Annotated in this window: 13 protein-coding genes; 7 read left to right on the top strand and 6 right to left on the bottom strand. The window is 67.9% G+C overall.

All coding sequences use genetic code 11. From position 1 onward, the window contains the following. Positions 1-70 precede the first annotated feature (70 nt). Positions 71-799: a zinc-ribbon domain-containing protein gene (locus QE379_RS01115; RefSeq protein WP_306997025.1), complete on the bottom strand. Its 729-nt coding sequence runs from the start codon at positions 797-799 to the stop codon at positions 71-73. A gap of 143 nt (positions 800-942) precedes the next feature. Between QE379_RS01115 and ftsE the strand changes: the two genes are divergently transcribed. From ftsE to QE379_RS01095, 4 genes are read left to right on the top strand one after another with little or no spacing between them, the layout of a single operon-like run. Further along, complete coding sequence (gene ftsE, locus QE379_RS01110; RefSeq protein WP_306997023.1) at positions 943-1,674, top strand: cell division ATP-binding protein FtsE; 732 nt, start codon at positions 943-945, stop codon at positions 1,672-1,674. Beyond that, positions 1,671-2,570, top strand: coding sequence for an ABC transporter permease (locus tag QE379_RS01105; protein ID WP_306997021.1), 900 nt, complete (start codon positions 1,671-1,673; stop codon positions 2,568-2,570). Before ftsE ends, QE379_RS01105 begins: the two co-directional genes overlap by 4 nt. Continuing rightward, positions 2,570-3,103: a YdcF family protein gene (locus tag QE379_RS01100; protein ID WP_373461702.1), complete on the top strand. Its 534-nt coding sequence runs from the start codon at positions 2,570-2,572 to the stop codon at positions 3,101-3,103. The genes QE379_RS01105 and QE379_RS01100 overlap by 1 nt, the downstream gene beginning before the upstream one ends. Beyond that, positions 3,100-3,813, top strand: coding sequence for a 1-acyl-sn-glycerol-3-phosphate acyltransferase (locus QE379_RS01095; protein ID WP_306997019.1), 714 nt, complete (start codon positions 3,100-3,102; stop codon positions 3,811-3,813). Before QE379_RS01100 ends, QE379_RS01095 begins: the two co-directional genes overlap by 4 nt. Positions 3,814-3,922: 109 nt before the next feature. Here the strand turns inward: QE379_RS01095 and QE379_RS01090 are convergent, their stop codons facing one another. Together QE379_RS01090 and hisC are read right to left on the bottom strand one after the other, a co-directional pair. Then, on the bottom strand, positions 3,923-4,834 hold the full coding sequence (locus QE379_RS01090) for a prephenate/arogenate dehydrogenase family protein (protein WP_306997017.1): 912 nt from the start codon (positions 4,832-4,834) through the stop codon (positions 3,923-3,925). Beyond that, entirely contained in the window at positions 4,834-5,940 is a 1,107-nt protein-coding gene (gene hisC, locus QE379_RS01085) for a histidinol-phosphate transaminase (protein ID WP_306997015.1), read from the bottom strand. Before hisC ends, QE379_RS01090 begins: the two co-directional genes overlap by 1 nt. Positions 5,941-6,004: 64 nt before the next feature. Here hisC and QE379_RS01080 point away from each other — a divergent pair, with 64 nt between their 5' ends. The 3 genes from QE379_RS01080 (at position 6,005) to QE379_RS01070 (ending at position 8,224) form a co-directional block, all read left to right on the top strand. Beyond that, positions 6,005-7,165 carry a homoserine O-acetyltransferase gene (locus QE379_RS01080; protein WP_306997013.1) on the top strand — a complete coding sequence of 387 codons (1,161 nt, stop codon included), beginning with the start codon at positions 6,005-6,007 and terminating at the stop codon, positions 7,163-7,165. Further along, the gene (gene metW / locus QE379_RS01075; RefSeq protein ID WP_306997011.1) at positions 7,162-7,755 is read left to right on the top strand and encodes a methionine biosynthesis protein MetW; all 594 of its coding nucleotides are present in this window, start codon (positions 7,162-7,164) and stop codon (positions 7,753-7,755) included. Before QE379_RS01080 ends, metW begins: the two co-directional genes overlap by 4 nt. A gap of 67 nt (positions 7,756-7,822) precedes the next feature. Continuing rightward, positions 7,823-8,224, top strand: a complete 402-nt coding sequence (locus QE379_RS01070; RefSeq protein ID WP_306997010.1) for a response regulator — start codon at positions 7,823-7,825, stop codon at positions 8,222-8,224. Positions 8,225-8,307: 83 nt separating this feature from the next. Here QE379_RS01070 and QE379_RS01065 read toward each other — a convergent pair whose 3' ends face one another. The 3 genes from QE379_RS01065 to QE379_RS01055 all read right to left on the bottom strand — a co-directional run bounded on the left by QE379_RS01065 (position 8,308) and on the right by QE379_RS01055 (position 12,389). After that, entirely contained in the window at positions 8,308-9,852 is a 1,545-nt protein-coding gene (locus QE379_RS01065) for a PAS domain-containing protein (protein WP_306997008.1), read from the bottom strand. An 84-nt stretch (positions 9,853-9,936) separates the two neighbouring features. Next, on the bottom strand, positions 9,937-10,509 hold the full coding sequence (ssb, locus tag QE379_RS01060; protein ID WP_306997006.1) for a single-stranded DNA-binding protein: 573 nt from the start codon (positions 10,507-10,509) through the stop codon (positions 9,937-9,939). A 20-nt stretch (positions 10,510-10,529) separates the two neighbouring features. Next, positions 10,530-12,389, bottom strand: coding sequence for a ferrous iron transporter B (locus QE379_RS01055; protein WP_306997004.1), 1,860 nt, complete (start codon positions 12,387-12,389; stop codon positions 10,530-10,532). Between the last annotated feature and the right edge of the window lie 5 nt (positions 12,390-12,394).

The raw sequence follows: 12,394 nt of genomic DNA, 5'->3' as shown, positions 1-12,394 counted from the left end.
GGAAATAGCGCCAAGTAACCCTCGCTCCGTTCAGCCTGAGCGAAGTCGAAGGCCACGCTACGCCCGCCTGTCAGTTCCCGCTGCCCTCGCCCGCGAAGCTCAGGTCCAGCCGTTTGGAGCTGGGCGGCACGTCGAGCTTGGCCGAGTTGAAGTCCATCGATGCACCCGGCCCCAAGGTCCGCTGCTGCGGCGCGATGGCCCAGGAAAAGACGACGCGGCCCTGCGCGTCCTTCAGCTCGGCGCGCAGGTCGGGCACCCTCTGCTGCGTCGAGGACGGATTGATGATCTGGCCCGAGATGGCGAAGAGTTCCGAGCCGTTTTCCAACTCGCGCCGCTCGATCGGGTTGGAGCGGAGTTCCAGCGCCGACTCCGTGCTGCCCAGGCCCAGCCAGCCGCCGATGCCCGGCATGCCGGTCCACAGGATCGCCGCCGTCGCAATCAGCATCAACAGGCCCGCCGCGATCGCGCCGATGGTCCAGCGCCGCACCGGGTTGCGCCGCGCGCGGAAGGGCGGGCGGTGCGCGAAGGCGTCGAACCCGGCCTCGTCCTGCGACAGGATCGGCGGGGCCGGGGGCGGCACGATGACCGATGGAGGCGGCGGCGGCGTTTCGGGGACGCTCTCCGGAAACAGATCCTCCTGCTGGGGCGTCGCGACCGGCGGCGGGGGCAGTTCGGGCTCGGGCGGCGATTGGAACCAGCTATGCCGGCAATTGGCGCAGCGCACGGTCCGCCCCTCCAGCCCGATCGCGCTGTCGGGCACCAGATAGCGGGTGCGGCACTCGGGACATTCGAGGATCATGCGGGCGGGCACTTCAACGGACAGGACGGATCGACAGACGGACAGGCCATCCTGATCAGGCCCCCCGAAAGGCCAGTAAGCACGCCGCCCATATGCGTGGCAAGCTTGAAGCGCGGGGCGGGCCATGCCAAGGCCATGCCAGCATGGCGAACATCGTCCAGTTCGAGAATGTCGGCCTTCGCTATGGCGCGGGCGAGGAAACCCTGTGCGACGTCAGCTTCACGTTGCGGTCGGGGCAGTTTTACTTCCTGACCGGGGCCAGCGGCGCAGGCAAGACCTCGCTGTTGCGGCTTTTATATCTGTCCCAGCGTCCCAGTCGGGGAATCATCCGGCTGTTCGGCGAGGATGCGGTGATCCTGCCGCGCGACCGGCTGCCTGGATTCCGGCGGCGGATCGGCGTGGTGTTCCAGGATTTCCGCCTGATCCCGCATCTGTCGGCGGCGGACAATATCGCGCTGCCCCTGCGGGTCGCAGGCATTGCCGAATCGGAGATCGCGCGCGCGGTGCGCGAGATGCTGGCCTGGATCGGCCTGTCCGAACGCGCGGGTGCGCGCCCCGCGACGCTGTCGGGCGGGGAGCAGCAGCGGGTGGCGATCGCCCGCGCGGTGATCGCGCGCCCTGAACTGCTGGTCGCCGACGAGCCGACGGGCAATGTCGACCCGGTCATGGCGGAGCGGCTGATCCACCTGTTCAACTCGCTCCACCGGCTGGGGACGACAGTGGTGATGGCGACGCATGACTGGCATCTGATCGATCGGGTGCCGGGGGCGCATCATCTGCACCTGGAGGGGGGGCGGCTGGTCGATCCCGAACCGCCCGAAGCCGACTCCCCGGCACCGCCGCCGCCCTCGACGATCGTGCGGAGCGGCCTGTGACGCGCGGCGGCAAGCCACGGGCGACGGGCGCGGAGGCGCGGGCGCTGGACGATGTCGGCGGCGCGCATGTGATGAGCTGGGTCATCGCGATCATGCTGTTCCTCACCCTGCTGGCCGGGGCGGCGGGGCTGGGGACGGCGCGGGCGGCGGGCGCGCTCGACCGGCAGATGGCGGGGCGGCTGACCGTCCAGATCGTCGAGGGTGAGACGCAGCGGCGCGATGCGGCGGCGGCCCGCGTGCTGGCGGTCCTGCGCACCCTGCCCGATGTGGTCCGCGCGACCCCGGTGCCGCAGGCCGATCTGGCGCGGATGCTGCAACCCTGGCTGGGCAAGGATGCCGAGGCTGCCGGACTGCCGGTGCCCGCGCTGATCGATGTCGACCTGACCAGCGATGCGGGGACCGCCATTACGCGCGTCGGCGCGGCGGTGATGCGCGCCAGCCCGGCGGCGCGGGTCGATGCCCATGCGACCTGGCTGGGCCCGGTCGGGCGATTGCTCGACACCGCCGCCTGGCTGGCGGGGGCGATCATCCTGTTGATGCTGGGCGCGACCACGGCGGTGGTCATGCTGGCGGCGCGGGCCGGACTGGAGGCGCATCGCGCGACGATCGAGGTCATCCATATGCTGGGCGCGACCGACCGGCAGGTCGCCCGACTGTTCCAGCGGCGGATCGCGCTGGATGCCGGGATCGGGGCGGTGGTGGGCAGCATGGTCGCGGGTGGTGCCATCCTGCTCGTCGCACGCCAGATCGGGGCGCTGGAATCCGAATTGCTGGGCGGAATGCGGCTCGGCGTCGGGGATGTGGCGATGCTGATCGCCTTGCCCTTCGCCTTCGTCGCGCTGGCGGTGGTCGCGGCGCGGCTGGCGGTGCTGGCCCAGATGCGGCGGATGCTCTGATGCTGCGGCTGATCGGATTGGCGGCGCTCGCCTGGTGCCTGGGGTTCGCGGCCTTCATGCTGACCCTGCCGCACCCGCTGGAGCACAACACCACCGACGCGATCGTGGTGCCGACCGGCGGGCCGGGGCGGATCGATCGCGGCATCGCGCTGCTCCAGGCGCATCAGGCCAAGCGGATGCTGGTGACCGGAGTTGCGCCCGGCGTGCGCCCGATCGACCTGGCGCGCACCTATCGCACCTCGCCCGCGCTGTTTTCCTGCTGCATCGACCTGGGCGGAGAGGCGGTCGACACCCGCTCCAATGCCGAGGAGACGGCGGGCTGGGTGCGCCAGCATCGCTATCGCACGGTCCGGCTCGTCACCTCCGACTGGCATTTGCCGCGCGCGAAGATGGAATTGACGGCGGCGCTGGGGCGCGACGTGCTGGTGATGGGCGACGGGGTGCCGTCCGAGCCGCGGCTGGGCACCCTGATCAACGAATATAACAAGCTGATCCTGCGCCGAATCGCGCTTTGGACGGGAGTGGGGGCGTGATCCTGTTTCGCAACATAGCCTTCGTGGCCGTTTTCTATCCGGTGTCGACGGTGATGGCGCTGCTCGCGCCGGTGATCGCGGTCGGCGGTCGACGCGCGGTGATCCACTGGGCGACCGCCTGGACGCGGTTTCACCGGATCTGCACCCGGTGGATCCTGGGCATCCGCGTCGTGGTGGAGGGGCAGGTGCCGACGATCCCGGTACTCTATCCCGCCAAGCACCAGGCGATGTTCGAGACGATGGAATTGCAGCGCATGCTGGGCGCGCCCGCCATGGTGCTGAAGCGCGAACTGGCCAACATCCCCCTATGGGGCTGGGCGGTGCGGAAGTACGGCGCGATCGTCGTCGATCGTTCGGCCTCGGCCAAGGCGATGCGCGGGATGATGCGCGATGCGCGGGTGGCGGTGGATGAGGGGCGGGCGATCATGATCTTTCCCGAGGGCACGCGCGTGAAGCCGGGCGAGATGCCGCCGCTGAAACCCGGTTTCGCGGGGCTTTACCGGATGCTCAACCTGCCGGTGGTGCCGGTGGCGACCGATTCGGGGCTGGTCTGGCCGCGCAAGGGATTGAAGCGACCGGGCGTGGTGACGTTGCGCTTCGGCGAGATGATCCCGCCGGGCCTGCCCCGCGCGGAGGCGGAGGCCAGGGTGCACGCGGCAATGAATGCGCTGGAATCCTCCCCGGCACGGGGAGGGGGACCGCGCTCATAGGGGGTGGTGGAGGGGGCGTGCCACGAGGGACGTCCTGTGTGGCCATGCCCCTCCACCACCCGGCTGCGCCGGGCGGTCCCCCTCCCCAAGCTATGCTTGGGGAGGATTGTTAGGCTTCGTGACTCCGCCCGAAATCCTCTCTCGCATCGTCCTGGCCTTGGTCGATGATCGAGCGGCGGATGGCGCGGGTGCGGCTGAACAGGTCGAACAACTCGTCGCCCTTGCCCCAGCGGATCGCGCGCTGAAGCTGGCTGAGATCCTCGGAAAAGCGCTGGAGCATCTCCAGCACCGCCTCGCGATTGGTCAGGAACACGTCGCGCCACATGGTCGGGTCCGACGCGGCGATGCGGGTGAAGTCGCGAAAGCCACCGGCGGAATATTTGATGACCTCGGACTGGGTCACTTCCTCCAGGTCGCTGGCGGTGCCGACGATGGTGTAGGCGATCAGGTGCGGCAAATGGCTCGTCACCGCCAGCACCCGGTCGTGATGGTCGGGGGCCATCACCTCGACATCCGCGCCCAGCCGTCGCCAGAACTCCGCGACCCGCTCGACCGCCAGTTCGTCCGCGCCCTCGGGCGGGGTGACGATGCACCAGCGCTTCTGGAACAGCGTGGCAAAGCCCGCCTCCGGCCCGCTGCGCTCGGTGCCCGCCACGGGGTGCGCCGGGATGATCGTCGCGCCGGGCAGGGCTTCGGTCAGCGCGGCGAGGACGGCCGTCTTGCTGCTTCCCACGTCCGACACGATCGCGTCCTCGGGCAGGTCGTCGGCGAACTCGGCGGCGACCGCGCCCATCGCGCCGACCGGCACGCACAGGATCACGAAGTCGGCGTCGATCACGCTCGCGCCCGCCGTATCCGCGACATCGTCGGCGAGGTCGAGCGCGCGCACCGTCTCGCGCACCTGCGGGTCGGCGTCATAGGCGGTGATCCGCGCGGTCGGCATCGCCTTGCGCGTCGCCCGCGCGACCGAGGAACCGATCAGCCCCAGGCCGATGATGGTGATCCGCGCGAAGGGCAGCATCAGTCGGCCGCCACCATCGCACGGAGCGCGGCGACGACGCCCTTCACCTCATCCTCGGTGCCGATGGTGATGCGTAAGGCATGGCCCAGCCCCTGGCTGGGCAGCCAACGGACGATATAGCCTGCGTCCATCAGCCCATGATAGGCCCGCTCGGCGGTCAGTTCGCCTTCGAACAGCACCAGCGAGAAATTCGCCTTGGACGGTACGCAGCGCAGGCCCGCATTGCCCAGCGACGCGATCTGTTCCTCGAACCAGCCGAGCCACTTGGCATTATGCGCGCGCGACGCCTCGACAAAGGCGCGGTCGTGGATCGCCTCGATCGCCGCATTCTGGCCTGCGATGGTGACGTTGAACGGCGCGCGGATGCGGTGCAGCGCGTCGATGATCGGGGCAGCGGCATAGCCCCAGCCGATCCGCTCGGCGGCGAGGCCATGAATCTTGGAGAAGGTACGCGACACCAGCACGTTGGACGCGCGCTCGGCCAGCGTCATCCCGCCGTCATCCTCGCCTTCCGCCAGATATTCGGCATAGGCCTGGTCCAGTACCAGCAGGACATGCGGCGGCAAACCGGCGTGCAGCCGCGCGATCTCGCCCGCGCCCGCATAGGTGCCGGTGGGATTGTTGGGATTGGCCACGAAGACGACTTTGGTCTTCTCCGTCACCGCCGCCAGGATAGCATCGACATCGGTGGCATAGTCGTGATCGGCGACCACCACCGGCTCCGCACCGACGCGGCGGGTGGCGATCTCATAGACCGCAAAGCCGTAGCGGACATGGATGATCTCATCCCCCGGCCCCGCGAACGCGCCCGCCGCCAGGTGCAGGATCTCGTCCGAACCGGTGCCATAGATGATCCGCGCCGGGTCCAACCCATGCACTTCGCCGATCGCCTCGCGGAGCGCGGTCGCGCCCGCGTCCGGGTAACGCTCCAGCTTGGCGGCGGCGGCGGCGAAGGCGGCGCGCGCCTTTTCGCTCGTCCCCAGCGGATTCTCGTTGGACGAGAGTTTGGCGACCGTGCGCCCGTCATCGGTCGTCGCGCGGCCGGGGACATAGGGCGCGATGGCCTTGACCCAGGAAATCGGTTCGGGGGCGGTAAGATCGGTCATGCGACCCGCCATAGCGGCCTCGCCCTTGCGTTGCCAAGCATCGCGGCCTAGCGGATATCGCTCCATGGCCGCTTCCGTTTCCGCGCAATCCCTTGGCGACGACCAGCGTTTCGGTCTGTCGCGGCATGTCGTCCTGCCCGGGCCGCTCCGGCTGGACGGCGGTGGCCTGCTGTCGCCGGTCGAGATCGGGTACGAAACCTATGGCACGCTGAACGCCGATGGCTCGAACGCCATCCTGATCTGCCATGCGCTGACCGGCGACCAGCATGTCGCCTCGCCCCATCCCCGCACCGGCAAGCCCGGCTGGTGGACCCGCCTGGTGGGCGAGGGCAAGCCGATCGATCCGGCGCGGCATTTCATCATCTGCTCCAACGTCATCGGCAGCTGCATGGGATCGTCGGGCCCCGCGACCACCGACCCCTCGACGAACGAGCCCTGGGGCATGCGCTTCCCGGTCATCACCATCCGCGACATGGTGCGTGCGCAGGCGATGCTGCTCGACCATCTGGGCGTCGGCCGGTTGAAGGCGGTGGTCGGCGGCTCGATGGGGGGGATGCAGGCGCTGAGCTGGGCCGCAACCTTCCCCGAGCGGGTGCGCGCCTGCGTCATGGTCGCCTCCACCGCGCGGCACTCGGCGCAGAACATCGCCTTTCACGAAGTCGGGCGACAGGCGATCATGGCCGACCCCAAATGGCGCGGCGGGGCCTATTACGAAGCCAACGACCCGCCCGCCGCCGGTCTGGCGGTCGCGCGGATGGCGGCGCACATCACCTATCTGTCCGAGGCTGGCCTGACCGAGAAATTCGGGCGTCGCCTCCAGGCACGACCCGACCGGCCGGACGGGGCCAAGAGCTTCGGCTTCGACGCCGATTTCCAGGTCGAAAGCTATCTCCGCCATCAGGGACTGAGCTTCGTCGACCGGTTCGACGCCAATTCCTATCTCTACATCACCCGCGCGCTCGATTATTTCGACCTGGCCGAGGAGCATGGCGGGCTGCTCGCCAATGCCTTCCGGGGGACGCGTACGCGCTTCTGTCTGGTCAGCTTCGACACCGACTGGCTCTATCCCACCTCCGAGTCGCGCGCCGTCGTGCAGGCGCTCAACGCGGCGGGGGCGGCGGCGAGTTTCGTGGAATTGTCCAGCCCTTACGGCCATGACGCCTTCCTGCTCGAAGCGCCGGAGATGAACCGGGTGATCGACGGTTTCCTCAGGGCCGAACCATGAGCGACGCGCTGCGCCCCGATCTGGCGATCATCGCCGACCATGTCGCGCCGGGCGCGCGCGTGCTCGATATCGGATGCGGCGACGGGCAGCTGATGGCGGCGCTGCGCGACCGGGCGGGCGTCGATGCGCGCGGGCTGGAGATCGATCCCGCCAATGTCGCCTCGGCGGTCGCGCGCGGGCTGGCCGTGGTGCAGGGCGACGCGGATGTCGATCTGGCGGGCTATCCCGACAAGGGGTTCGACTATGCGATCCTCAGCCAGACCTTGCAGACGGCGCGCGCGCCCGACCAGGTGCTCGACCATCTGTTGCGTATCGGCCAGCGGGCCTTCGTCTCCTTTCCCAATTTCGCGCATTGGCGGGTGCGGCTGTCGCTGCTCTGGGGCGGGCGGATGCCAGTGACCAAGCTGCTGCCCGAACAATGGTATGACACGCCCAACATCCACCATGTGACGATCGACGACTTCCGCGCCTTTGTGCGGCAACGGCGAATCACCGTGGAGGGCAGCTGGTTCCTGTCGCGCGGTCGCCCGACCAGCGCGGCGGCGGCGAATTTCCGCGCCGAGCATGCTGTTTTTCTGTTACGTCGGTGAAACGACGACAGATGCGGAACTTTATCTGTATCAAGACGGTTGACCGGAAAAGTGACGGGAATTTGACATGAGCCAAACCGCCCTGATCGTGGAAGACGAAATATTCGTGGCCCTCGATCTTGAGCGCATTCTGACCGATGCGGGCTATCAAGTAGCTGGCATAGCGGCAGATAGCCGCACCGCTTACGAAACCGCGCCGGGTTGCTCCTTCGCCTTTGTCGATGTGAACCTGCGCGATGGCGCGACGGGTCCCGATATCGCGCGGCGGCTGGTCCATGACTATGGCGTGAAGATCGTCTTCGTCACCGCCAACCCCGCCCAGATCGCGACCGATATCCAGGCGCTCGGCTATATCCGCAAGCCGTTCAGCGAGCGTGCGATCCTGGCGGCGGCGGCGATGGCCAGCGGGTCCCCTATTGATGACGTGCCCGAGGAATTGATGCCGTTCAAGCTGACGATCGGAAACTGATCGACCGCTATAGCGCCGGTGCGGGCCCGGGGCTCTTGGCAATGGCAGGAATGATGACGGAGCAACCGCTCTCCGTCAGCCCTTTACCGGCAGGGACCGGCATCCGCCGGGCGGCTGAACGCGGCGAGCGGAACCTCGATCGTCACGACCAGCCCCTCGGCCTGCCAGTCGCGGCGGACGGTACCGCCCAGCTGCCGCACCGCCGACAATTCGACCAGTTGCGATCCGAACCCGATGCGTTCCGGCGGGGCCTCCAGCGCGGGGCCGCCATGCTCCTGCCAGCATAGCGTCACCATGTCCTCCTGCCGCGCCACGGTCAGATCGACATGCCCGGTCATCACCGACAGCGCGCCATATTTGGAGGCGTTGGTGGCCAGTTCGTGGAACAGAAGCGCCAGCGGCGTGGCCGATCGGTCGTCCACCAGCACATCCTCACCGTCCAGCCGGATGCGGGCATCGGTGTCGCCGCGATAAGGCTCGAACAGATCGCCGAGCAGCCCATGCAGCGAATCCTGCCGCGCCTTGGGCTGCGACTGCGGGCTGTGCGGGCGGACGAAGTCGTGGGCACGGCCCAGTGCGGTGATCCGGTCGCGCAAATCGCTGGCGATCCCGGCGAAACCCGGATGGCTGCGCGCAGCGAAGGCGATCAGGCCGGAGATCACCGCGAAGATGTTCTTGATCCGGTGGCTGAGTTCCTGGCTGACGATCTCGCGCTCTTCCAGCGCCAGCTTCTGCTCGTGGATGTCGGTGCAGGTGCCGAACCAGCGGATGATGCGCCCCTCGGCATCGCGGATCGGCAGCGCGCGGCCCAGCACCCAGCGATAGGTGCCGTCATGGTGCCGCAGTCGATATTCGATCTGATAGGGTTCGCCGGTCGCCAGGCTGTGGCGCCAGCGCGCCCAGGCGCGCTCCTGGTCATCGGCATGGAACATGCCGTTCCAGCCTTCGCCATCGGTCGATCCGTCGGGCACCCCGGTGAACTCGTACCAGCGGGCATTGTAATAGTCGTGAAAGCCGTCGGGCTGGGTCGACCAGACCATTTGCGGCATGGTGTCGGCCAGCGTGCGGAAGCGCTGCTCGCTGTCGGCGACGCGCGCCTCCGATACCTCGACCGTTCGCATATGCTCCAGCTGGGCGCGGCGATCCTGCAACCGGCCCATGACGGCGGTCGCCAGGATTTCCAGGCCCCGATATTGGAAATCGCTCAGCCCCTCCGGGCGGGGCTCCGGCGAGATGACGCAGATCGCGCCCAGCGGCACGCCTTCATGCGACAGGAGGCGGGCCCCCGCATAGAAACGGATATAGGGCGGCCCCGCGACGAGGGGGAAGTCGGTGAAGCGGGGATCGGTCCTGGCGTCGGGAACGACCATCACCGGGTCGCCTGCGACCATGGCATGTGCACAGAAGGAGGTTTCGCGCGGCGTCTGGCGCTCCTCGAAACCGATCGCCGCCAGGAATTGCTGGGTCTCTTCCTCGACCAGGCTGACCAGCGCGACGGACGTGCCGCACAACTCGGCGGCGAAGGCCGCCAGATCGTCCAGGCAACCGCTGTCGCGATAGCCCGACAGGTCATAGGCGCGGATCACCGCCGCGCGCTGCTCCTCGGAAATGGTCAGGGGGGCGAGCATGTCTGTCCCCCCATCATCATCCGAGACCCCATCCTGTCGAAACCCCGTATCCTGCATGCCCGTAACCTGATGGGATGTGCCCGATCAGAAGGGCACGTCGTCGTCCAGATCGTCGGCGAAACCGCCGCCCTGTCCGAACCCGCCACGGTTGCCGCCGTTCCCACCGCTGCTCTGATTGGTCGAGCCGCCGCCACGATTGCCGCCGCCGAATCCGCTCGACCCGCCGCCGAAGTCGTTGCCGCCGCCGAAATCGTCACCACCGCCGAAATCGCCGCCGCCACGACCGCCCCCGCCCTGGCCGCCGCCGGGGCCATCAAGCATCGTCAGCACCGAGTTGAAGCCCTGGAGCGTCACCTCGGTCGAGTAACGGTCGTTACCCTGCTGGTCCTGCCATTTGCGGGTGGTCAGCGCGCCTTCGATATAGACCTTCGAGCCCTTGCGCAGGAACCGCTCGGCGACATTGGCCAGGCCTTCGTTGAAGATCTTGACCGTGTGCCACTCGGTCTTTTCCTTGCGCTCGCCGCTGTTGCGGTCCTTCCACGATTCGGACGTGGCGATGCGCAGTTCGACCACCTTGCCGCCATTCTGGAAGGAACGGCTCTCGGGATCGCGTCCCAGATTGCCGACGAGAATCACCTTGTTGACGCTGCCCGCCATGTATCAGTCCTGTGCTTGTTCTAGAGGCCGGCGAAAACGGCCAGCCAATATGTGATGCCCGCCATGACATAGGCGGTGATGAACAAGTACGCCACCATGAAGGCGGGCCATTTCCACCCGTTGGTTTCGCGGCGGGTGACCGCGATGGTGGAGATGCACTGCGGCGCGAAGACGAACCACATCAGGAAGGCGAGCGCGGTGGGCAGCGACCAGTTGCGCTTGAGCTTTTCGGTCATCGCCTTCTGCCCGCCCTCATGCTCGGTATCGTCGATGGCATAGACGGTGCCGATGGCGGCCACCGCCACTTCGCGCGCGGCCATGGCGGGCACCAGCGCCAGCGCGATGTCGCGGTTGAAGCCGATCGGGCGGACCACGACCTCGATCCCGCTCGCGATGCGGCCCGCGATCGAATAGTCGACCGGCGAGATCCCCGACCCCTCGGGCGGCTTGGGGAAGGACAGCAGCGCCCACAGGATGACGGTGGTCAGCGCGATCGTGGTGCCCGCGCGCTTCAGGAAGATCAGCGCGCGGCTCCACAGGCCGAGCAACACGTCGCGGATATGCGGCCACTGATATTTGGGCATCTCCATCATAAAGCCCGACGACGCACCCTTGGTGACGGTGCGGCGCAGCAGCAGCGCGGCGACGAACGCGCCGATGATGCCCATCAGATAGAGGCCGAGCAGCACCAGCCCCTGCAAGCCGACGAACGGCAGCACCTGACGGTCGGGGATGAAGGCGCTGATGATGATAGTATAGACGGGCAGCCGCGCCGAACAGGTCATCAGCGGCGCAATCAGGATCGTGGTCAACCGGTCCTTCTCGTCATCGATCGTGCGCGTCGCCATGATACCCGGCACCGCGCAGGCGAAGGAGGAGAGGAGGGGGATGAAGGCACGTCCCGACAGCCCCACCTGCGCCATCAGCCGGTCCATCAGGAAGGCCGCGCGGACCATATAGCCGGTCGCCTCCAGCACCAGGATGAACAGGAACAGGATCAGGATCTGCGGCAGGAAGACGATGACCGCGCCGACACCGGCGATCAGGCCGTCGGTGATGAGGCTGCGGAACCAGCCCTCGGGCAGGGTCGCACCCACCTGCGCCTCCAGCCAGACGAAGCCCTGTTCGATCCAGCTTATGGGGGCTTCGGACCAGGCGAAGACCGCCTGGAACATGATGAAGAGCAGTCCGACCAGAAGGATCGGCCCGAAAATGGGATGCAGCGCGACCGAGTCGAGCATGTGCGTCCAGCGGCGCGTCGGCGTCTCGGCCACGGTCGCGGTCGCCGCGATCTGGCGCGCGCGGCGTTGCAGGGTAACGATATCGTCGATCTTGTCGGCAGCCGCGACCGGATGCGCCCGCTCCTCGGATACCAGCCGATCGATCTCACCCTTCAGCGCGTCCAGCCCGCGACGGCGCACCGCCACGGTGGGAATGACCTTCACCCCCAGTTCGCGCGCCAGGATATCGGCGTCGAGCGTCAGCCCGTCGCGCTCGGCCAGATCGACCATGTTGAGCGCGACCACGACCGGCAGGCCCAGCGCGATGAGTTGCAGGGCGAAGCGCAGATGATTGTCGAGATTGGCGGCATCGACCACCACGACCAGCGCGTCGGGCCGGCGCTCGCCCGCCTGCGATCCCATGACGACGTTGCGCGTGACCTGTTCGTCCAGGCTGCCGGGATCGAGGCTATAGGCACCGGGCAGGTCGACCAGCTCGACCGGACGGCCATCCTCCAGCACGAGGCGGCCCGAATGGCGCTCGACGGTGACGCCGGGATAATTGCCGACCTTCTGCCGCGCGCCGGTGAGCGCGTTGAACAGGGCGCTTTTGCCGGCATTGGGATTGCCGACGAGCGCGACCAGCGGTGCGGCGTTCATTATAT

This window comes from Sphingomonas sp. SORGH_AS_0879 (genome assembly GCF_030819175.1).
Taxonomy (GTDB): domain Bacteria; phylum Pseudomonadota; class Alphaproteobacteria; order Sphingomonadales; family Sphingomonadaceae; genus Sphingomonas.
Note: the sequence above shows the minus strand (reverse complement) of the source record. Positions and strands in the feature narration are given on the sequence as shown.